Here is a 20,083-nt window from a genome sequence, read left to right on the forward strand (position 1 = left end):
CAGATGCGGGATCGGGCTGGACCAGCGATTTCGGTGCGTTGGCGCGCGTCAAGGCATGGAGAACCACGCAAGCCCATTTTCTTGGCATTGAGTCTTGTATAAGAGTTGAACAAAGCAAAAGGGTGCCCATGTCCAGCCAACACCGCGTCGACCTGTCCCGTCCCGTCTCGGACGAAGTGCGCAAGACGACCTGCTACATGTGCGCCTGCCGCTGCGGCATCGACGTGCACCTGAAGGACGGCAAGGTCCGCTACATCGAGGGCAACCGCGATCATCCGGTCAACAAGGGCGTGCTCTGCGCCAAGGGATCGGCCGGCATCATGCAGCATTATGCGCCCGCGCGTCTCAAGGCACCGATGCTGCGGACCGGCCCGCGCGGCTCGGGCGAGTTCAAGGAGATTTCTTGGGACGAGGCGCTGGCGCTCGCGGTCGATTGGCTGGGTCCCGTCCGTGCGCGCGACCCGAAGAAGCTCGCCTTCTTCACCGGCCGCGACCAGTCGCAATCGCTGACCGGCTTCTGGGCGCAGCAATTCGGCACGCCCAACTATGCCGCCCATGGCGGCTTCTGCTCGGTCAACATGGCCGCCGCCGGCATCACCACGATCGGCGGCGCGTTCTGGGAGTTCGGCCAGCCGGACTGGGACCGCACCAAGCTTTTCGTTCTTTTCGGCGTCGCCGAGGATCATGATTCGAACCCGATCAAGATCGGCATCTCGAAGGTGAAGGCCAACGGCGCTCGCTTCGTCTCGGTCAATCCGGTTCGCACCGGCTATTCCGCCGTCGCCGACAACTGGGTCGGCATCCGCCCCGGCACGGATGGGCTCCTGATCCTCTCGCTCGTCCACGAACTCCTCAAGGCGCGGCGCATCGATGTCGACTACCTGATGCGCTATTCCAACGCGCCCTGGCTGGTGATCGACGCGCCCGGCACGGCCGAACACGGCCTGTTCGCCCGCGACGGTGAAGGCCGTCCGCTGGTCTTCGAGACGGTGACCGAACGAGCCGTCCCCGCCGGCTCGAAAGGCGCGCGCCCCGCGCTCCACGGCCGCTTCACCCTGCCGGACGGCCGCGCCGTGCGCCCGTCCTTCGAGCTTCTGGCCGCCGAATATCTCGACCCGAAATACGCGCCTGAGAATATCGCGGAGCAGACCGGACTCGACGTCGACACGATCCGCGGCCTCGCCGCCGAGATCGGCCGCGTCGCCTTCGAGGAAACCATCGAGATTCACCAGCCCTGGACCGACGTCAACGGCCAGCGCCATGAAAGCTTCGTCGGCCGTCCGGTCTCGTTCCACGCCATGCGCGGCATCTCGGCCCACTCCAACGGCTTCCAGACCGCCCGCGCCCTGCACGTGCTGCAGGTGCTGATCGGCGCGATCGACTGCCCCGGCGGCTTCCGCTACGAGCCGCCTTATCCCAAGCCGGTCGAAGCGCACCCGCGCCCGCACGGCAAGGCCGAGCATTTCGGCTCCAACCAGCCGCTCTCCGGGCCGCATCTGGGCTTCCCGCTCGGCCCGGAAGACCTCCTGATCGACGAGGACGGCAAGCCGACCCGCATCGACAAGGCCTTCTCGTGGGACGCGCCGCTCTCCGCCCACGGCCTGATGCACATGGTCATCGCCAACGCTCATGCCGGCGACCCGTACCCGGTCGACATCCTGTTCCTCTACATGGCCAACATGGCCTGGAACTCGTCGATGAACACCGCCGGCACGATCCGCATGCTGGAGGAAAAGGACGAGGCGACCGGCGAGTACCGCATCCCGAAGATCATCTATTCCGACGCCTATTCGTCCGAGATGGTCGCCTATGCCGATCTCGTCCTGCCCGACACGACCTATCTCGAGCGCCACGACTGCATCTCGCTCCTCGACCGGCCGATCTCCGAGCCCGATTCCGTCAACGACGCGATCCGCTGGCCGGTCGTCCAGCCCGACCGTGACGTGCGCCCGTTCCAGAGCGTCCTCATCGACCTCGGCGCGCGCCTGAAGCTGCCCGGCTTCGTCGACCATCGCGGCAAGGCGCTCTACGCCGACTACGCCGACTACATCGTCCGCCACGAACGCCGACCGGGCATCGGCCCGCTGGCTGGTTTCCGCGGGACGGAGGGAGACCGGGCGGGCCGGGGGGCGGCGAACCTTGAGCAGATCGAGCGCTACATCGAGAACGGCTCGTTCTTCTCCGCGCACATCCCCACTGAGGCGCTTTTCTTCAAGCACGCGAACCAAGCCTATCAGGACTTCGCGGTGAAGATGGGCTTCTTCGACAAGCCGCAGCCCGTCACCTTCCAGCTCTATTCGGAAATCCTGCAGAAATTCCGCCTCTCGGCCGAAGGCGTGCGCGCACCCTTCGCGCCGCAGGAACACCGCCAGCGCATTCTCGCCAGCTTCACGCCGCTGCCCGCATGGTACATGCCGCTCGAGGAAGCCGGCGTCGACCCCGACGAATATCCCTACCATGCGATCACCCAGCGCCCGATGGCGATGTACCATTCCTGGGGATCGATGAACGCCTGGCTGCGCCAGATCCACACGAAGAACCCGCTCTACGTCCCCGGCGCGATCTGCGACGCGCACGATCTGGAGGACGGCGACTGGGTCTTGCTCGTCTCGCATCACGGCCGCATCAAGGTCGAGATCGCGCGCTCCAACGTTGTCAATCGCGACACGATCTGGACGTGGAACGCGGTCGGCAAGCGCGGCGGCGCCTGGGCGCTCGATGCGAAATCGCCCGAAGCTCGCAAGGGCTTCCTGCTCAACCATTTGATCCACGAACTCCTGCCGCCCAGGGGCGACGGGATGCGCTGGTCGAACTCCGACCCGATCACCGGCCAGGCGGCCTGGTACGATTTGCGTGTGAGGATCGAGAAGGCGGAGCCGGGCGCGGTGAGCGAACCGCATTTCCCCGACCAGCGCAATTCGACCGAAACGCCGGACGAAATCAGATACGGGCAGGAGTGGAGCGCGTGATGTTCGGCCGCAAATCACCCCCACTCCGTCCGCTTCGCGTCCACCTCTCCCCCTGCCCGGGGGAGAGGAACCCAAGCTGGAGAACCGACGTCGCGGCAGCGCATTTCCTCTCCCCCGGGCAGGGGGAGAGGTGGCCCGAAGGGCCGGAGTGGGGGTGCTTCACTACTGCGAGCGACGGGGGACACTCATGACCTCCCTCCCATCACTCCCCACCCCGAAAAAGCTCGGCCTCGTCATCGACCTTGACGTCTGCGTCGGCTGCCACGCCTGCGTCATTTCCTGCAAGGAATGGAACACCGGCGGCTACGGCGCCGCTCTGTCCGACCAGAACCCCTACGGCGCCGACGTCTCCGGCACTTTCCTCAACCGGATTCATTCCTTCGAAGTCCTCCCCGAAGGCGCTGAAAAGATTGGTGAAGCGGGCGATGCGCGCATCGTCCACTTCCCCAAATCCTGCCTCCATTGCGAGGATGCGCCCTGCGTCACCGTCTGCCCCACCGGCGCGTCCTACAAGCGCGCCGAAGACGGCATCGTGCTCGTCGACGAGGACATGTGTATCGGTTGCGGTCTCTGCGCCTGGGCCTGCCCCTACGGCGCGCGCGAGATGGACCTCGCCGCCGGCGTCATGAAGAAATGCACGCTGTGCGTCGACCGCATCTACAACGAGACCATCGCCGAGATCGACCGCGTCCCGTCCTGCGTGCGAACCTGCCCCGCCAACGCCCGCCACTACGGCGACCTCGCCGATCCGCAGTCGAACGTCTCGAAAATGGTCGCCGCCCGCGGCGGCATCGACCTGATGCCGGAGCAGGGCACCAGGCCGGTCAACAAGTACCTGCCACCCCGCCCGCGCACGGCACTGGCCGCAAGCGCGGTGCCGCTGGCGGAAAACTCCGCCGGCGCATCCGGCTTCTTCGCTTGGCTCGACGGCATGCTGGAGCGGATTTGATGATCTGGAACATCGGCTCTCTACGTTGCCCTCCTCTGTCCTGCCGGACATCTCCCCCGCATGGGGGGAGATCACGCGCGTCGTGGATGCAGGCTAATCTCCCTCCCCGCGGGGGGTCCGAAGGACGGGCCGAGACCCGTGGCTCGGGCCAGGGCGGCCGGCAGGACGGAGGGGCGCGCGCCAGAGCCGCAACCTTCGCAATTTCTCGCGCGGCAACCTAATGCACCCAGCCCTCTCCATCATCGTCTTCACGACCCTCTCCGGCATGGGCTACGGCCTCGCCGCCCTGCTCGGCCTGGGCCTCTTCGACCCCGCCGCCCTCGCAACCAAGATCGGCTACCTCCTCGCGCTCGCCCTCATCGCCGGCGGGCTCATCTCCTCCACCCTCCACCTCGGCAATCCGCAACGTGCCTGGCGTGCGCTGTCCCAATGGCGCACGAGTTGGCTGTCACGCGAGGGCGTTCTGGCGATCCTGACCTTCATCCCGCTCACGATCTGCGCCTACGCCGCGATCTTCCACGACCGCCACCTCGTCGTGCCCGGTCTGGTCGCAGCCACCTTGAGCCTCGTCACGGTCTACTGCACCGCGATGATCTACGGCTCGCTGAAGACCGTGCAACTCTGGTCCCAACCCCTGACACCGGTCACCTATCTGCTCTTCTCGCTGGCAAGCGGCGCCACGGTCGGCACGCTCCTCGCGGTAACCGGCGCTGCCCGGCCGTGGCTTCTCGCCATCCTTGCCATCGTGTTCACCATCGCCGCCTGGCTCGTCAAACGCCGCTGGCGCACCGACGGCAAGGCGCTCGCGCCTCTCTCGACGCCCGAAACCGCGACCGGCCTCGGCTCGATCGGCCGCGTGCGCCTCTTCGAGCGCCCCCACATCAACGACAACTATTTGACCCGCGAGATGGGCTTCAAGGTCGCCCGCAAACATGCCGACAAGCTCTTCGGCATAGCGATCCTGCTTGGGGGGCTCGTCCCGTCCACTCTCCTGGTCATTGCCGTATTCGCCGCAAGCGCCATGGGCCCCGGCCTGACGGCGTTTCTCGCCGCCTTCCTGGCCGTCCTGTCCCACTATGCAGGTGTCTTCGTCGAGCGCTGGCTGTTCTTCGCCGAAGCGCGTCACGCGGTCATGAACTATTATGGCTGCTGAGGCAGATTCGCGGCTCGATGTGCCGAAAACGGTGGCTTTCGAGAACCGGAGCGGATGTACATTTGGGTACATGAGCACCGGAAGCGCAGGAAGACGCCGTTTGCAGGCCGTCGAGGCGCAAGCCTCAGTCCGACCAGCGCTTGTGAAACCACATCCATTGCCCGGGATGCTCGCGCACCCAGCCTTCGACGATGTCATTCATCATCTGGCAGCTCGCATGGATGTCGATGGCGCCCGACGCATTGCGCGGGAATTCGATCTTGTCCTGCAACTCCAGCCGGAACTTGTTGCCCGGCAGGCGGATCGAGCGCGCGGGATAGACGTCGCATTCGAACTGCCGCGCCAGCTTCGGCACCAGCGGGTTGGTGCGGCACTCGCGGCCGAAGAAGGTCGTCTTCTGGCCCTTGTGGAATTTCTGATCGACGAGCACGCCGATATTGCCGCCCCGGTCCAGAACCCGCGCGAGCGCAAACGCGGCGCCGGCGCGCGAGGCCAGCAATTCGCCCATCGTGTCGCGCCGCGTCTTGAAGACGTATTCGGCCATGTAGGGATTGTTCGGCGCGCGGAAGAGGGCGGTCACCGGCAGGTCGTAGGCCATCGCCGCGACCGGCAGCAGCTCGAAATTGCCCGAATGGGCAGTGAAGATGATGTGCGGGCGCTTTTCCTCGCGGATACGCAGAAAAATCTCCTCGCCGATCACCTCGACGCGCTGCGGCGCCTTGCCGGGTTCATGGTCGAAAATCTGGTCGAGGAAGATGTACTCCGCCGCCAGCCGGGCCATGTTGCCCCACATGTCCGACGCGATCTCTTGGATTTCGGCTTCGGACTTTTCGGGATAGGCGTGCTTTAGATTGTTGACGGCCACGCGGTGCCGGCCGAATTTCGGCCCGAGCCGTCGCGCCGTCCGGTCGGCGAAGTCGAGCGCCTTGTAGGCCGGCAGCTTGCGCAGGCCCCAGAGCACCGCCATCGCCAGCCGCGCCGTCGTCCAATACTCGGCCTGCTTGAGCGCGCCGGCCGATCTGTAAACCAGCGGCCGCAGGAATGCCGGCAGCTTGTCGCCCTTCATGATACGCGCAGGATGATCTTGCCGAAGACGTCGCGGCCTTCCATGCGCTCCAGCGCCCGGCCGATGCCGTCGAAATCGACCTCGGTGTCGATCACCGGCGAAACCTGCCCACCCGCCATCTTCTGCATGGCATCGGCCATGTTCTCCATCCGGCAGCCGAACGAGCCGAAAATCTTGAGCTGCTGCTGAAAGAGCTGCATCAGATTCATCGAGGTCGAGACGCCAGAGGTCGAACCGCATGTGACGAGCCGCCCGCCGCGCTTCAGGCACAGCATCGAGCCCGCCCAGGTGTCGGCCCCGACATGCTCGAAAACGACGTCGACGCCCTTCTTCTTGGTGATCTTGCGCACCGCGCCCTCGAAGCGGTCGGTGCGGTAATTGATGACGTGATCGGCGCCGAGCGCCTTGGCCGGCTCGATCTTGGCATCCGACCCGACAGTGGTGAGGATCGTGCAGCCCATCCGTCGCGCAAGCTGGATCGCCGCCGAACCGATTCCCGACCCGCCGGCATGGATCAGGATCGTCTCCCCCGGCTGCAGCTTCGCATTGTCGAACAGCATGTGCTCAACGGTGCCGAAGGTCACCGGCGCCACGGCCGCGCCGATTTCGGTCACACCGGGCGGGGCAGGGACGAGCAGCCGCGCCGGCAGGTTCATGTATTCCTGCGCGAAACCGTCGAGATGGAAGCCGTGAACGCCCGACACGTTCTCACACAGATTGTCGCGCTTCTCGCGGCACGCCTTGCACAGCCCGCAGGTGCGCGCGCCATAGATCGACACAAGCTGCCCCTCGCGAAGACTGGACACGCCCGGCCCGACCTTGACGACCTCGCCCGAGGCTTCCGCGCCCACGGTCAGCGGCATCTTCCGCTTGGCGAACGCCATGCCCCGCCAGCCCCACACGTCGATGTGGTTCAACGCCACCGCGCGGATGTGCAGCGTCACCTCGCCCTGACCGGGCGCGTCGGGTTCGGCGATGTCGACGGTTTCGAGGCGGCGATCCTCGATGAGTTGCAATGCGCGCATCAGTTCCTCACTTGGCCAATCGCAGCGGGACAGCGCCCCCCTCTGACCTGCCGGCCATCTCCCCCCGTGCGGGGGAGATGGCCGGCAGGCCAGAGGGGGGCAACGTCGAGCGCAATGCCAGCCCGCGTCTTGGAAAAGCCAACTAGAACGCTTCGCGTGCCATGACAAGGCAGGTATTCTGCCCGCCGAACCCGAACGAGTTCGACAGGACCGTCTTCACGTCCGCCGAGCGCTTGGTATTCGGCACCACGTCGAGGTCGATGGCAGGGTCCGGATTGTCGTAATTGATGGTCGGCGGCAGCACGCCCTCGCGCATGGTCATCAGCGAGAACGCGGCCTCGATCGCGCCGGCGGCCGAGAGCGTGTGGCCGATCATCGACTTGTTCGAAGAGACGGCCATCTTCTTCAGATTGTCGCCGAAGACGGTCGCAAGCGACAGATGCTCCATCTTGTCGTTTTCCGGCGTCGAGGTGCCATGCGCGTTGACGTAGGAAATGCCGTCGTCGCCAAGCCCGGCATCCTCCAGCGCGGCGCGGATTGCGCCGATTGCGGGCGAACCGTCCGGTTTGGAGCGCGTGCGGTGGAAATCGTCGGCCTTCTCGCCGCAGCCGCGCAATATGCCGATCACCTTGGCGCCGCGCCGCGTCGCGCTTTCGAGAGATTCGAGCACCAGCGCCGCCGAGCCTTCCGCAAGCACGAACCCGTCGCGATCCTTGGAGAACGGCTTCGACGCCTTGGTCGGCGCCTCGTTTGCGGTCGAGAGCGCGGAGAGCAGCGAGAATCGGATCAGCGCCTCGGCCGTCGCCGAACCGTCCGCGCCGATCGCGAGCGCCCGCTCGCATTCGCCGCGCCGGATCGCCTCGACGCCGAGCTGGATCGCCGTCGCGCCCGAAGCGCAGGCGGTCGAGAGTGTGATCGGCAGGCCACGCGTGCCGTATTTGTCGGCGAGCCGGTCCGCGATGGTCGCGAACTGCGCCTCGTCGAAGATCTCCGCCGTCAGCTTCTCGCGCGCGACCTTCAACAGGCGCTGGTAGCCCTCATCTTCGTTCGACGAGGCGTAGAGCGACAGCCGGTCCTGCCAGCCGAGCTCGACCGGCGGCGAGGCTAGGAAGAGAGGCCCGTCGAAGCTCCCGCGCGCGATGCCCGACATGCCGACCGCCTCGTCGGCGGAAATGTCGGCAAGTTCCTGCGTCAGCGCAGAAGCGCCTTCCTTGCTCGACTGCAGGAAGTCGACGGTCCCGGAAATGGTCGTCGCCAGATGATCGGTCGGAAAGCGGGTGATCGGGTGGATGCCGGACTGGCCGGAGGTCAGCGCGGTCCAGTTGGCGTCGAGCCCCTGGCCGAGCGAGGTGACGACGCCGATGCCGGTCACGGCGACGATGGGGCGTCCAAGATGATCGGTGGTCTTCACGGCGATCTCCCTCAAGCCCGCGCCAGAACGGCCGCGCCTTCGAAGCGGTTGTAGCCGATCGCCGTCGCGACGGCCTTTGCAGGCGCGACGCGGGCTGCGGCCTCGTTCTCTGCGTCGAAGGGCGGGTAGGCGGCCTCGTTTGAAAGCGCCAGCGCCGCAAGCGCGATGGCAAAGGGGAACTGCGCCTCCTTCATGTGGCCGGTCAGCGTCGAGAAGGCGCGCACGGCGTGACTGCCGTTTTCGCGCAAGGCCTGGCGCTCGGCGCCGGTCGGCGCATGCGCGCCCGAGGCGCCGGAAATCACCAGTTCCGTCGCGGCGAAATCGGGCAGCGAGCGCAGAAGCCCGGCGACGGCCGATGCCAGATGATTGTCCTTGCGCCGCGCCCGTCCGGAAGCGACCGCGTCGATCCGCGCATAGGCCTTATGGCCGCGCGCCTCGGCATGCTCGCGCGATTCGAGCACGAGAAACGCGCCGCCCGAGCCGGTGATGACGCCGCCGCCATCGTTCGCGCCGCGTTGCCATACGGACTTCCAGCGCTTGCGGTGGAGATATCCGCCAAGCTCGTAGCCGAGAAGCATGTCGGGATGCTCGGTCTGGAACGCGCCGCCGACCAGCACATGCGTCGACTGACCGGACCGGATGCGCGCCGCCGCCGTCTCGATCGCCGATACGCCCGCGCCTTCTTCGCCCATGAAGGTGCGCGAGGAGCCGGTGACCTTGTGGACGATGGAGATGTTGCCGGCGAGAAGGTTGGAAAGCTGGGCGAGAAAGAGCGTCGGCCGCAATTCGGTCGTCAGTTTCTCGTTGAGCAGGAGTTCGTGGTCGTTGCGCGAGCGCGAGGCATCGAGAATGATCTCGTCCACCGCAACGTCGCGTTCGCCGCCGCCGGCGGCGACCACCATGTCCATCGAAGCGCAAAGCGCCTCGTCGTCCTTGATCCCCGCATCGGCCAGCGCCAGCCCGGCCGTATAGGTGCCGAGCCGCTGCCAGGTCTCCATCTGCCGCTGGTCCCCGCGCTTGGGGATCTGCTGGCTCCAGTCCATCTGCGGCAGCGGGTGGATCGTGTAGGGCGCGAAGCGCTCGGCGTCATAGACCGGCTTGGCGCTGCCGGACGACAGGACCGACCAGTGCGTATCCGCCCCTTCGCCGAGGCAGGAGACGAGGCCGATGCCGGTGATGACGACGTCGTTGGCGCTCATGCGGATCGGCCTCAGGCCGCCTTGGCGGCGACGAGCTGGTCGATCTTGGCGCAGAGGTTCTCCATGACGAAATACTCTTCCGTCGTGGCCTTGCCCTCGTTGACTTCCTGCGTCCACTTCTCGAGCGGAATCTTGATTCCGAATTCCTTGTCGATCGCGAAGACGATGTCGAGGAAGTCGAGCGAATCGATGCCGAGATCGTCGATCGTGTGGCTCTTCGGCGTGATGGTCTCGCGATCGATCTCGCTCGTCTCGGCGATGATGTCGGCAACCTTGTCGAAAGTGGATGTCACGGGCAGTCCCTCGATGCGAGGTTGAAAAAGGTGGTTCGCGCGCTCTCTAATCGCTTTTTGGCGGCAGGAAAAGGGCGCGGGGCATTTTGCGCCGCCGCCCGAAGCTCCCTGTTCTAGTTGAAGACGATCCGCGCCGCCGCGTGAAGCCCGTTTTCGCCCACGTTGACGACGATCGCCTCGCCCTCGCGCGAACGGGCGCCCAGCACGGCCTGGATGAAATCGCCATGCGTCACCAGCACCAGAATGCCCGAGCCGGTATAGTCGGCAATGGTCTCGCGCAGGATCTGCGCGCGTTCCTCGGCTTCGGGCGTTTCGGGCTCGACCGGGTCGAGCCAGTCGACGGTTTCGACCAGCGATGCGCCGAAGGCGAGTTCCGCGGTTTCCTTCGTGCGGCAATAGCGGCTTGCCAGAACCTCCTGCACCGGCGCCGCGCGCGCTGCGAACAGTGCGCCGATTCGCCTTGCCTGCTGGCGGCCCTGTTCGGAAAGGTTGCGCTGCGTGCGGCAGACCTCGATGTCGAATGCGGCCGGTTCGCCCGAGCCGGGTGCATTGGCATGGTTGAGGAGCACGACCTGGCCACCGTTCCGCAGGAGCGCCCAGCCTGCCTCGGTCGCATGTGCCGGCAGGGCCATCGCCAGCGCCGCGATGATGATGAGCGCCCTGATCATTGCGTCTCCCATTGGTTTCATGACGACTCATATAGGCCGATCGGCCCGAAGCGAAACCGTGCGCCCGCCGCCTTTTGACGCGGCTGGCCCATTGCGGCGCGGTTCCGGCCGCGATACTGCCCGATCATGTCGCCTTTGACCGAGACAATCTTCTTCGTCTTCGGACTTGTCGCGCTTGGCTACGTGTCGGGCTGGACGGGCCTCCTGAAGACCTCGATCGGTGATGCGCTGACCGCCTTCGCCGTCGCGATCGCCGTCCCGATGCTGCTCTTTCGAACGCTCATCGAAGCGGATTTCGAGGGCGCCGCTCCGCTGTCCCTGTGGGCTTCCTACTTCGTCGCGGTCGCCGTCGCCTGGGCGTGCGGCCAGTTCATCAGCCAGAAGATTTTCGGGCGCGATGGTCGCGCCGGCGTCGTCGGCGGCGTGTCGGCGGCGTTCTCGAATCTGGTCCTTCTCGGTCTTCCCCTGGTGCAGGGCGTTTTCGGCAGGCCCGGCCTGGAGGTTCTCTCGCTCATCGTCGCAGTTCACCTGCCGACGATGATGGCGACGTCGATCGCGCTTTTCGAATGGGCCAATCGCGGCTCGTCGGAAAGCGCCGGCATCCTCGCCGCCATTCTGGATTTCCTGAAGAAGCTCGTCTCCAACCCGCTCATCGTCGGCATTCTGGCGGCGCTGATCTGGCGGCTGACCGGCTTCGAGATGCCGTCGCTCGGAATGCGCTTCGTCGATGCGCTCGCCAATGCGGCCGGCCCACTGGCGCTGTTCGCGATGGGCCTGTCGCTGCGGCGCATGGGCATTTCCGGCAATGTGAAAGCCGGTCTCGCGCTTTCGGCGGTCAAGCTTTTCGTCATGCCTTTGGTGGCGCTGGGCGCAGTGCTCGTCATCGGCCTGCCGCCGCTCGCCGCGATGGTCGTCGTCACCGCCGCCTCGCTGCCCGCCGGCGTCAATCCCTATCTGATCGCGACGCGCTTCGGCACCGGCCAGGCGCTTGCATCCAACGTCATGACGATCTCGACGCTCGTCGCCGCCGCATCGAGCTTCCTGTGGCTCGCCGTGGCTCAACGCCTTTTTGGCTGAATGCCTTGGTCCTGCCGGCCGGCTGCCTTACATCTTCAACCACGCAATCCAATTTGAACGAATGAGGGAGGGCATCATGCTCAAGAAGACCAGTCATTTTCTCCGCGAGGCCAATCTGATCGGTGGCGAGTGGGTGCAGGCCGATTCGGGGCAGACCATCGACGTGACCAATCCGGCCAACGGCCAGAAGATCGGCGTCATCCCCAAATCCGGCGCCGCCGAGACCCGCCGCGCCATCGAGGCCGCGCATGAGGCGTTCAAGACCTTCCGCAAGACCAGCGCGCTCGACCGCTCCAAGATGCTGCGCAAGCTGCACGACGCGATCATGGACAATCAGGACGTGCTTGCCGAACTCCTGACTATGGAGCAGGGCAAGTCGCTGACTGAATCGAAAGGCGAGGTCGGCGCATCGGCGGCCTACATCCTCTGGTTCGCCGAGGAAGCGCGCCGCACCTATGGCGACGTCATTCCTTCGCCCTGGGCCGACCGCCGCATCCTGGTGACCAAGGAACCGGTGGGCGTCATCGCGGCCATCACGCCTTGGAACTTCCCGTCCTCGATGCTCTCGCGCAAGATCGGTCCGGCGATTGCCGCCGGCTGCACCTCGGTCATCAAGCCGGCCACCCAGACGCCCTATTCGGGCCTTGCATGGGGTGCGCTGTGCGAGGAAGTCGGCATCCCCAAGGGCGTCGTCAACGTCGTCACCGGCGGCGCGAGCGAGATCGGCAAGGAGCTTTCCACCAATCCGCTGGTCAAGAAGATCACCTTCACCGGCTCGACCGAAGTCGGCAAGATCCTGATCCAGCAGTCGGCCTCGACGGTCAAGAAGGTGTCGATGGAGCTCGGCGGCAATGCGCCGTTCCTGGTCTTCGACGATGCCGACATCGACCGCGCCGTCGAAGGCGCCATCGCCGCGAAATACCGCAATTCCGGCCAGACCTGCGTCTGCACCAACCGCTTCTTCGTCCAGTCCGGCGTCTATGACGCTTTCGTCGACAAGCTCGCCAAGGCGTCCAGCAAGCTGAAGGTCGGCCCCGGCCTCGAGGACGGCGTCCAGCAGGGCCCGCTCATCGACGAAAAGGCCGTCGAAAAGGTCGAGGAATTCGTCGCCGACGCCAAGGCCAAGGGTGGCAAGGTCGTCGCCGGCGGCAACCGTCACAAGCTCGGCGGCTCCTTCTTCGAGCCGACGGTCATCGCCGACGCCACGCCCGACATGAAGTTCATGAAGGACGAAATCTTCGGCCCCGTCGCCCCGGTCTTCCGCTTCGAGAAGGAAGAAGAAGCGGTCGAGATGGCCAACGACACCGAATTCGGCCTCGCCTGCTACTTCTACACCGGCGACCTCGGCCGCGCCTTCCGTGTCATGGAAGGCCTGAAATACGGCATGGTCGGCGTCAACGAAGGCATCATCACCACCCCCGAGGCCCCCTTCGGCGGCGTCAAGGAATCGGGCCTCGGCCGCGAAGGCGGCCATCAGGGCATCGAGGATTACCTCGACACCAAATATGTCTGCATCGGCGGGCTGGGGCTCTAAGAACTGGACAGAAGGTGGCGCTTTACGGCGCCCCCCTCTGGCCTGCCGGCCATCTCCCCCGCAAGTGGGGAGATTACGCGCGGACATGACGAGACTAATCTCCCCCCCTCGCGGGGGAGATGCCCGGCAGGGCAGAGGGGGGCGCGACGGAGCATCGTCCTCCCGGATGAACTACCGATCCTTCACCGTCTCCATCGCCACGAAGGTCGACGTTTGCGCCACATGCGGCAGCGCCGAAATCCGCTCGCCCAACACCCGCCGATACGAAACGATGTCCCGCGTCCTCACCTTCAAGAGATAGTCGAAGCTCGACGCCATCATGTGGCACTGCTCGATCTCGCGGATCGTCATCACCGCCTTGTTGAATTCGCCGAGCGCCGCTGACCGCGTATCTGAAAGCTTCACCTGCACGAACGCGATATGCCCTTCGCCCAGCCGCTCGCGGTCGACGATCGCCGAGTACCCCCGAATATAACCGTCTGCCTCCAGCCGCTTCACCCGCGCGGCGACCGGCGTCTTCGACAGCCCCACCTGGCCCGCCAGTTCCGCCATCGACAGCCGCGCATCCTTGGAAAGAGCGGCGATGATGTTCAGGTCGATTCGATCGATTTGGTTCGCCATTGCCGTTTATCCAGTCTGAATGGTTGTCTATAGCCCGTATCATCAGTCCATTCGTCCTGCAAAGCGCCTCCGTTTGGCCCTGCCGCGATTCTGCGCCATGCTATTCTCGCGTCATCCAAGGCCATCCTGCTTTCCGAGGCTCACCCATGCTCGACGCCCCCCGCGACCCGCGCGCCGCCATCCGCCGCAACACGCTCGCAGACGAAAGCGAAGTGCTTCAGAACCTCATCAGCCAGTCCGGCCTGTCGCCCGAAGACCGCGCGCGCATCTCCACCCGCGCCGTCGGCCTCATCCGCCAGGTCCGCGGCCACGCCGAGCCCAAGCTGATGGAGGTGTTCCTCGCCGAGTACGGCCTGTCGACCAGCGAAGGCGTGGCGCTGATGTGCCTTGCCGAAGCGCTGCTGCGCGTCCCCGATGCCGACACGATCGACGAACTGATCCGCGACAAGATCGCTCCGCACGACTGGTCGGCCCATTCCGGCGGTTCCGGCTCGATCTTCGTCAACGCCTCGACCTGGGCGCTGATGCTCACCGGCAAGGTGCTCGACGAAGGCGAGGGCGGTATTGAGCGGACGCTGCGAGGCATGGTCCGCCGCGTCGGCGAACCCGTTATCCGCCGCGCGGTCGCCGCCGCCATGCGCGAGATGGGCGAGAATTTCGTCCTCGGACGCAACATCGCCGAGGCGGTGAAGCGCGGCGCCGGCGAGATCCGCAAGGGCAACCTCTATTCCTACGACATGCTGGGCGAGGCGGCCCGCACCGAAGACGACGCGCTGCGCTATTTGAAGGCCTATGCCGACGCGATCCGGGCGCTGGCGAAGGAAGCCCGCTCCGACGACATCCGCAAGAACCCCGGCATCTCCGTCAAGCTCTCCGCGCTCCACCCGCGCTACGAGCGCCCGCAGCGCGAAACCATGCTGCCGGTGATGACCGAGCGCCTCCTGTCGCTGGCGCTGGCCGCGAAGGAAGCCCGCATGGGCCTCAATGTCGACGCCGAGGAAGCCGACCGCCTCGACCTCTCGCTCGACGTGATCGAGGCGGTGCTCGCCGATCCGCTTCTTGAAGGCTGGAACGGCTTCGGAATCGTCGTCCAGGCCTACGGCCTGCGCGCTGCGCCGGTCATCGACTGGCTGCATGATCTGGCGACCCGGCTCGACCGCAAGATCATGGTCCGGCTCGTCAAGGGCGCCTATTGGGACACGGAGATCAAGCGCGCGCAGGTCATGGGCCTTGCCGGCTATCCCGTCTTCACCCGCAAGCCGAACACGGATGTCTCCTACATCGCCTGCGCCGGCAAGCTCCTCGGCATGACGGACCGCATCTACCCCCAATTCGCCACCCACAACGCCCACACCGTCGCCGCCATCCTCGAAATGGCGCCCGACCGCGATGCCTTCGAGTTCCAGCGCCTGCACGGCATGGGCGACGCGCTGCATGAGGCGGTGCGCAAGGCCGAGGGCACGCGCTGCCGCATCTACGCCCCGGTCGGCGCCCATTCCGACCTGCTCGCCTATCTCGTCCGCCGCCTGTTGGAAAACGGCGCGAACTCCTCCTTCGTCCACCAGATCGTCGACGAGAGCGTCCGCCCCGAAGAAATCGCCCGCGATCCGTTCGACGTCGTCGCGCAGCAGGACGCTGCGCGCAATCCGGCCCTGCCGCGACCGTCCGAATTTTTCGGCGCCGGCCGCGTCAACGCCAAGGGCTTCGACATCACCGACCCGCTGACCGAAGACGTCATCGAAGCCGAGCGCTCGAAATTCGCTGCCCCGCACCGCTGGAAGGCGGGTAGCGACGGCCAGTCCCGCGAGATCGCCAACCCCGCCAATCCTGCCGAGATCGTCGGCGAGATCGTCGAGGCCGACGCCGCGTTCGTCACCGCCGCCATCGACCGCGCCTCGGCCGCCGCGCCCGCATGGGCGGCGACACCCGTCACCGACCGCGCGGACATGCTCCGCCGCGCCGCCGATCTCTACGAACAGCACGCCGTCGAATTCTTCGCGCTCGCCACCCGCGAAGCCGGCAAGTCCGTCCCGGACGGCATCGCCGAAGTGCGCGAGGCCGTCGATTTCCTGCGCTACTACGCGGCACAGGCGGGCGTAGCGGAAAAGGCCGGGGCCGCGCGCGGCGTCATCGCCTGCATCTCGCCCTGGAATTTCCCGCTGGCGATCTTTACCGGCCAGGTCGCCGCCGCGCTCGTCACCGGCAATGCGGTCGTCGCCAAGCCCGCCGAGCAGACGCCGCTCATCGCCGCCCGCGCCGTCGAGCTCCTGCATCAAGCGGGTATCCCGGTGGACGTGCTGCAACTCGTCATCGGCGACGGCCCCAATGTCGGCGCGCCGCTGACAGCCGATCCGCGAATTGCCGGCGTCTGCTTCACCGGCTCGACCGAGGTCGCGCGGCTGATCGAGCGCCAGCTCGCCGAAACCGCCGCGCCCGACGCGATGCTCATTGCCGAAACTGGCGGCCTCAACGCCATGCTCGTCGATTCCACTGCGCTCGCCGAACAGGCCGTGCGCGACATCGTCGCCTCTGCCTTCCAGTCTGCCGGCCAGCGCTGCTCGGCGCTGCGCATGCTTTACGTCCAGAAGGACGTCGAGCCGCACATGCTGGCGATGCTCAAGGGCGCGCTCGCCGCCATGCGCATCGGCGATCCCTGGTCGATGGCGACCGACATCGGCCCCGTCATCGACGTCGAGGCGCAGCAGGGCATCGTCGATTATTGCCGCAAGCTCGAAGGCGAGGGCCGCCTGATCGCCAAGCTCGACGCCCCGTCAAACGGCCGCTTCGTCGCCCCGCACATCTTCCGCGTGAAGGGCATCGAGAAGTTGGAGCGCGAAATCTTCGGCCCCGTCCTCCACGTCGCAACCTTCGAGGCCGACGAGATCGACAATGTCATTTCCGCCATCAACAGAACGGGTTACGGCCTGACCTTCGGACTCCACACGCGAATCGACGCCCGCGTCCAGCATGTCATCGACCGCATCGACGCCGGCAACATCTACGTCAATCGAAACCAGATCGGCGCAGTCGTCGGCTCCCAGCCCTTCGGCGGCGAGGGTCTGTCCGGCACCGGCCCCAAGGCCGGCGGCCCGCACTATCTGCGCCGCTTCCGCAAGAGCGCGGCGCGCGGCGAAACGGCCGAGCCAAGTGCGGAAGTCTCGCTAACCGCGCTTCGCGATCATCTGCCCGACTCTCGAAAGGGAGATTGGTCGACCCGTCCCGACCGCATCGCCGTCTTGCGCAAGCATCTGCGCGGAAAGGCTTCCGATGCGATTTCGGCTGCGGCGTCGCTCGAATACGGCCCGGTCGACCTGCCGGGGCCGACGGGCGAGGGCAATGCCATGTCGCTCGGTCTGCGCGGCCGCGTCCTCTGCCTAGGCCCTTCCGAAGACGCGCTTCTCGCGCAGGTCGTGCAGGCGCTCGCCGCCGGCAATGCCGTCCTCGCCGTCGCCCCACGCGCCAACGCGATCCTGAAGCCGCTGACCGGCAAGGGCCTCCCGCTCGCCGCGCTCGATGGTCAGGTGGCACCACTCGATCTCATTGATCTCGATGCCGACCTCGTCGCCAGCGCCGCCGATGAAGCGACGCTCCGTACCATCCGCCAAGCACTCGCGCAGAAGTCCGGACCGATCGTGCCCCTCGTCACCGAAGCGATCTATCCGGCCGCCTATGCGCATGAGCGCTCCGTCTGCGTCGACACCACGGCTGCCGGCGGCAATGCGAGCCTGCTGGCCGCGGCCGAGTAGTCAGCTCTCCTCCGTCGGCATCCCGATCCGCAGGAGGTTGCCGTCCGGGTCCCACACATAGAACTCGGTCATGCCCCAGTCGCGGGCCATGACCGGGCTCACCTTCTCCGCACCGCGCGCGACAAAATCGTCACGCAGCGTCAGCGCATCACGCCCGCGAACATAGGCCGAGGAGACCGGAGGAAGCTTCTCGTCGTCGGTCCGCCAGAAGTGCAGCTCGATGTCGCCGCGCCTGACGATGAGATAGTCCTCATCCGCATAATGCGTCGCGGAAAACCCCAGCCGCTCCTCGTAAAAGCGGCGCGTGCGCTGGATGTCCAGCGACGGCAGGACCGGGATCGCGCGAGCGGTCTCCTCGAGCATTCTCAGGCGCCTTCGACGATCGAAAACCCCTCGAACTGCGGGTGCCCGATATAGGCCGGCTTCGTCGTGCCGGCATTCTTGTGCGCATCGCGGAAGTTCTGCGATTTCGTCCAGGCGAGGAAATCGTCATGGCTCGCCCACACCGTGTGCGAGGCGAACAGCGTATAGCCTTCCTCCTCGTTCACCGGCCCGCGCAGAAGGTGAAACTCGCGAAAGCCCTTCATCTCGGAAAGCTTCGAATCGCGGTTCTTCCAGATATCCTCGAACTCGGTCTCCGAGCCGCTCTTCACCTTGAAGCGGTTCATGGCGATGTACATCAGGCAATTCCTTTCGCTGCGTTTCCGTGTTCCCCGTCGACCGCGATCTCGGCCGCGCGGGACTTGAAGTCGATGACATTGCCCGGCCGGAATGCGCCGGGCGCGGGCGTCGGGTTCGGCCCTGCCTGAACGGTGTCGCCCCGCACATCCGCGAGATCGGCGATCCGCTCGTCGGCCTCCAGCGCCTGCCGACGCCCCATGAGGGCCCGCAGTTCTGGGTGAAGCCCGTCGCCGCGCGCCGCCGCCATAGCGTGGAAGCCGAGAAGTGACATCGCGGTTACCTCGAAAAGACCAGCGGCACGGTGAACGGCCAGGAATTGCGCCCCGCCGCCGCCGGGATGGCCGGGAAGGGCGCCGCGCGCTGCACCGTTTCCATCGCCGCCTGGTCGAGCACCGGAGAGCCGGAGCTGCGCGCGATGCTGACGCCGCCGACGCCGCCGCCGGCATTGACGGTGAACTGCACGTGCACCTCGCCGCGAACACCCTGCCGCTGCGCCTCGCGCGGATAGCGCAGCGATCGCCGAAGCCGGCTCGCGACCTGCCCAGGGTAGTTCGAGACGGCCGCATTGCCGGCCGCGTTAGACTGCGCGGCCTGGCCCGAAGACGTGCCGCCGGCAGATGCGTTGCCCTCTGCCGTTCCGCGCCGCGCGTCGGTCTGGCTCTGGCCGCCGGAGCCCTGGCGCGGAGCCTGTCGGGCGGCCTGCTGCTGCCGTGGCTGTTCGGTGCGCTGTGGCGGGGGTGGGGGTGTGTAGGCTGGGCGTGGCGTCGGAACGGGCACGTCGACGAGTGCGAGTTCGTCCTCGGGCAGCGGTTCCATCGTCTCCGGCTCCACGGCGGTCACGCTTTCTTGCTTCTCGACCGGCACGGCATCCGGTTCGACGGCCTCGGCCTGTTCAGGCGTCTCGGCGGGCGCCGGCGTCTCTTCCTCGCGTTGTGCCGGCAGCACGGGAACGGCCGTCGCGTCCTCGACGGGTTCGGCTTCGACCGCCTCCGTCTCGGCGGGCGTCATCGCTTCGCTCGGCGTTGGCTCAACGGCCTCCGGCTGCACGACCGCCGTCTGCTGCGCCGTGTCGACCGGCTCGACCGCTTCGGTCTCGCTCGGCGTCACGGTCTCCGCCGCGTCGCCAGCCGCAACCTCGTCCTCGAATGCGTTGCCGATGACGGCGAGTTCGGTCGGTGCGCCGCCGGCGATCCTGATCTCTTCGTTCGGCGACAGGAAAAGCCCCACCGCTCCCGCATGCAGCGCGGCGGAGATGGCAAAGGCGGCAGTCCATTTGAACAGGCGTGACTTCATGGAACGGCCCGTTCGGTGATGACGCGGATCGTGCCGGCGCCAGCGGCGCGCAGCTCCGCGACGACGTCGATCAGCTTGTCGGCGGCAAGGTCGCGGTCGGCGGCGAGCTTGATTTCGACGCCATCCGTTTCCGCCTGCCGCTCAGCTTCGCGGGCGACGTAGTCGGCGGCGCTCATTTCGACGCCGCGGCTGCGCATCGTGCCGTCTGCGGTCACGTACAGCGCGTCCGGCGGTTCGGACCCGTCCGCATCTGCAGTCGAGATGAACGAAATTTCCGAATCGATCGGCGGCGCGAGCGAGCCGGCGATCAGGAAGAAGATCAGCATCAGGAAGACGATGTTGATCAGCGCGATCGTGCTCTCACCCTTTCGGGAAGGACGTGGTCGTGGAAGCTTCAT

18 protein-coding genes are annotated in these 20,083 nt (G+C 66.3%); 6 read left to right on the top strand and 12 right to left on the bottom strand.

The window, feature by feature from the left end:
* Nucleotides 1-128: 128 nt before the first annotated feature.
* The 3 genes from ACT6QU_RS02445 to ACT6QU_RS02455 all read left to right on the top strand — a co-directional run bounded on the left by ACT6QU_RS02445 (nt 129) and on the right by ACT6QU_RS02455 (nt 5,071).
* Nucleotides 129-2,969 (top strand): molybdopterin oxidoreductase family protein, encoded by a 2,841-nt coding sequence (locus tag ACT6QU_RS02445; protein ID WP_444563249.1) that lies wholly within the window; start codon nt 129-131, stop codon nt 2,967-2,969.
* Nucleotides 2,970-3,156: 187 nt separating this feature from the next.
* Nucleotides 3,157-3,918 (top strand): 4Fe-4S dicluster domain-containing protein, encoded by a 762-nt coding sequence (locus ACT6QU_RS02450; protein WP_444563250.1) that lies wholly within the window; start codon nt 3,157-3,159, stop codon nt 3,916-3,918.
* A 220-nt stretch (nt 3,919-4,138) separates the two neighbouring features.
* Nucleotides 4,139-5,071: a dimethyl sulfoxide reductase anchor subunit family protein gene (locus ACT6QU_RS02455; protein WP_444563251.1), complete on the top strand. Its 933-nt coding sequence runs from the start codon at nt 4,139-4,141 to the stop codon at nt 5,069-5,071.
* A 124-nt stretch (nt 5,072-5,195) separates the two neighbouring features.
* Here ACT6QU_RS02455 and ACT6QU_RS02460 read toward each other — a convergent pair whose 3' ends face one another.
* The 6 genes from ACT6QU_RS02460 to ACT6QU_RS02485 all read right to left on the bottom strand — a co-directional run bounded on the left by ACT6QU_RS02460 (nt 5,196) and on the right by ACT6QU_RS02485 (nt 10,733).
* Nucleotides 5,196-6,137: a lipid A biosynthesis lauroyl acyltransferase gene (locus ACT6QU_RS02460; protein ID WP_444563252.1), complete on the bottom strand. Its 942-nt coding sequence runs from the start codon at nt 6,135-6,137 to the stop codon at nt 5,196-5,198.
* Nucleotides 6,134-7,162 carry a zinc-binding dehydrogenase gene (locus ACT6QU_RS02465; RefSeq protein WP_444563253.1) on the bottom strand — a complete coding sequence of 343 codons (1,029 nt, stop codon included), beginning with the start codon at nt 7,160-7,162 and terminating at the stop codon, nt 6,134-6,136. The genes ACT6QU_RS02460 and ACT6QU_RS02465 overlap by 4 nt, the downstream gene beginning before the upstream one ends.
* A gap of 142 nt (nt 7,163-7,304) precedes the next feature.
* Nucleotides 7,305-8,573 (bottom strand): beta-ketoacyl-ACP synthase, encoded by a 1,269-nt coding sequence (locus tag ACT6QU_RS02470; RefSeq protein WP_444563254.1) that lies wholly within the window; start codon nt 8,571-8,573, stop codon nt 7,305-7,307.
* Nucleotides 8,574-8,584: 11 nt separating this feature from the next.
* A complete protein-coding gene (locus ACT6QU_RS02475; RefSeq protein ID WP_444563255.1) occupies nt 8,585-9,772 on the bottom strand; it encodes a beta-ketoacyl-ACP synthase in 1,188 nt (395 codons plus the stop codon).
* Between the two features lie 11 nt (nt 9,773-9,783).
* Nucleotides 9,784-10,071, bottom strand: coding sequence for an acyl carrier protein (locus ACT6QU_RS02480; protein ID WP_152529515.1), 288 nt, complete (start codon nt 10,069-10,071; stop codon nt 9,784-9,786).
* A gap of 107 nt (nt 10,072-10,178) precedes the next feature.
* Nucleotides 10,179-10,733 (bottom strand): histidine phosphatase family protein, encoded by a 555-nt coding sequence (locus ACT6QU_RS02485; RefSeq protein WP_444565798.1) that lies wholly within the window; start codon nt 10,731-10,733, stop codon nt 10,179-10,181.
* Between the two features lie 126 nt (nt 10,734-10,859).
* Here ACT6QU_RS02485 and ACT6QU_RS02490 point away from each other — a divergent pair, with 126 nt between their 5' ends.
* Together ACT6QU_RS02490 and ACT6QU_RS02495 are read left to right on the top strand one after the other, a co-directional pair.
* Entirely contained in the window at nt 10,860-11,810 is a 951-nt protein-coding gene (locus tag ACT6QU_RS02490; RefSeq protein ID WP_444565799.1) for an AEC family transporter, read from the top strand.
* Nucleotides 11,811-11,886: 76 nt separating this feature from the next.
* A complete protein-coding gene (locus ACT6QU_RS02495; RefSeq protein ID WP_444565800.1) occupies nt 11,887-13,344 on the top strand; it encodes an NAD-dependent succinate-semialdehyde dehydrogenase in 1,458 nt (485 codons plus the stop codon).
* A gap of 171 nt (nt 13,345-13,515) precedes the next feature.
* Here the strand turns inward: ACT6QU_RS02495 and ACT6QU_RS02500 are convergent, their stop codons facing one another.
* Nucleotides 13,516-13,965, bottom strand: coding sequence for an Lrp/AsnC family transcriptional regulator (locus ACT6QU_RS02500; protein ID WP_444565801.1), 450 nt, complete (start codon nt 13,963-13,965; stop codon nt 13,516-13,518).
* A gap of 146 nt (nt 13,966-14,111) precedes the next feature.
* Between ACT6QU_RS02500 and putA the strand changes: the two genes are divergently transcribed.
* Complete coding sequence (gene putA / locus ACT6QU_RS02505; protein ID WP_444565802.1) at nt 14,112-17,711, top strand: bifunctional proline dehydrogenase/L-glutamate gamma-semialdehyde dehydrogenase PutA; 3,600 nt, start codon at nt 14,112-14,114, stop codon at nt 17,709-17,711.
* Here the strand turns inward: putA and ACT6QU_RS02510 are convergent, their stop codons facing one another.
* The 5 genes from ACT6QU_RS02510 to ACT6QU_RS02530 are packed head-to-tail and all read right to left on the bottom strand — an operon-like array spanning nt 17,712 to nt 20,083.
* Nucleotides 17,712-18,074, bottom strand: a complete 363-nt coding sequence (locus tag ACT6QU_RS02510; RefSeq protein ID WP_444565803.1) for a bleomycin resistance protein — start codon at nt 18,072-18,074, stop codon at nt 17,712-17,714. It lies immediately after the preceding gene.
* A 2-nt stretch (nt 18,075-18,076) separates the two neighbouring features.
* Complete coding sequence (locus tag ACT6QU_RS02515; RefSeq protein WP_024585935.1) at nt 18,077-18,391, bottom strand: antibiotic biosynthesis monooxygenase family protein; 315 nt, start codon at nt 18,389-18,391, stop codon at nt 18,077-18,079.
* The gene (locus ACT6QU_RS02520) at nt 18,391-18,663 is read right to left on the bottom strand and encodes a hypothetical protein (RefSeq protein WP_444565804.1); all 273 of its coding nucleotides are present in this window, start codon (nt 18,661-18,663) and stop codon (nt 18,391-18,393) included. The genes ACT6QU_RS02515 and ACT6QU_RS02520 overlap by 1 nt, the downstream gene beginning before the upstream one ends.
* 5 nt (nt 18,664-18,668) lie before the next feature.
* Nucleotides 18,669-19,685, bottom strand: a complete 1,017-nt coding sequence (locus ACT6QU_RS02525) for a TonB family protein (RefSeq protein ID WP_444565805.1) — start codon at nt 19,683-19,685, stop codon at nt 18,669-18,671.
* Entirely contained in the window at nt 19,682-20,083 is a 402-nt protein-coding gene (locus ACT6QU_RS02530) for an ExbD/TolR family protein (RefSeq protein WP_444565806.1), read from the bottom strand. Before ACT6QU_RS02530 ends, ACT6QU_RS02525 begins: the two co-directional genes overlap by 4 nt.

The sequence above is a fragment of the Aliihoeflea sp. genome, from assembly GCF_052435475.1.
In the GTDB taxonomy this organism is placed as follows: domain Bacteria; phylum Pseudomonadota; class Alphaproteobacteria; order Rhizobiales; family Rhizobiaceae; genus Aliihoeflea.

Excerpts from the sequence above, each read along its gene's own strand:
- ACT6QU_RS02445 (WP_444563249.1), top strand. The coding sequence starts at position 129 with ATGTCCAGCCAACACCGCGTCGACCTGTCCCGTCCCGTCTCGGACGAA.
- ACT6QU_RS02450 (WP_444563250.1), top strand. The coding sequence starts at position 3,157 with ATGACCTCCCTCCCATCACTCCCCACCCCGAAAAAGCTCGGCCTCGTC.
- ACT6QU_RS02455 (WP_444563251.1), top strand. The coding sequence starts at position 4,139 with ATGCACCCAGCCCTCTCCATCATCGTCTTCACGACCCTCTCCGGCATG.
- ACT6QU_RS02460 (WP_444563252.1), bottom strand. The coding sequence starts at position 6,137 with ATGAAGGGCGACAAGCTGCCGGCATTCCTGCGGCCGCTGGTTTACAGA.
- ACT6QU_RS02465 (WP_444563253.1), bottom strand. The coding sequence starts at position 7,162 with ATGCGCGCATTGCAACTCATCGAGGATCGCCGCCTCGAAACCGTCGAC.
- ACT6QU_RS02475 (WP_444563255.1), bottom strand. The coding sequence starts at position 9,772 with ATGAGCGCCAACGACGTCGTCATCACCGGCATCGGCCTCGTCTCCTGC.
- ACT6QU_RS02485 (WP_444565798.1), bottom strand. The coding sequence starts at position 10,733 with ATGATCAGGGCGCTCATCATCATCGCGGCGCTGGCGATGGCCCTGCCG.
- ACT6QU_RS02490 (WP_444565799.1), top strand. The coding sequence starts at position 10,860 with ATGTCGCCTTTGACCGAGACAATCTTCTTCGTCTTCGGACTTGTCGCG.
- ACT6QU_RS02495 (WP_444565800.1), top strand. The coding sequence starts at position 11,887 with ATGCTCAAGAAGACCAGTCATTTTCTCCGCGAGGCCAATCTGATCGGT.
- ACT6QU_RS02500 (WP_444565801.1), bottom strand. The coding sequence starts at position 13,965 with ATGGCGAACCAAATCGATCGAATCGACCTGAACATCATCGCCGCTCTT.
- putA (WP_444565802.1), top strand. The coding sequence starts at position 14,112 with ATGCTCGACGCCCCCCGCGACCCGCGCGCCGCCATCCGCCGCAACACG.
- ACT6QU_RS02510 (WP_444565803.1), bottom strand. The coding sequence starts at position 18,074 with ATGCTCGAGGAGACCGCTCGCGCGATCCCGGTCCTGCCGTCGCTGGAC.
- ACT6QU_RS02515 (WP_024585935.1), bottom strand. The coding sequence starts at position 18,391 with ATGTACATCGCCATGAACCGCTTCAAGGTGAAGAGCGGCTCGGAGACC.
- ACT6QU_RS02520 (WP_444565804.1), bottom strand. The coding sequence starts at position 18,663 with ATGTCACTTCTCGGCTTCCACGCTATGGCGGCGGCGCGCGGCGACGGG.
- ACT6QU_RS02525 (WP_444565805.1), bottom strand. The coding sequence starts at position 19,685 with ATGAAGTCACGCCTGTTCAAATGGACTGCCGCCTTTGCCATCTCCGCC.
- ACT6QU_RS02530 (WP_444565806.1), bottom strand. The coding sequence starts at position 20,083 with ATGAAGCTTCCACGACCACGTCCTTCCCGAAAGGGTGAGAGCACGATC.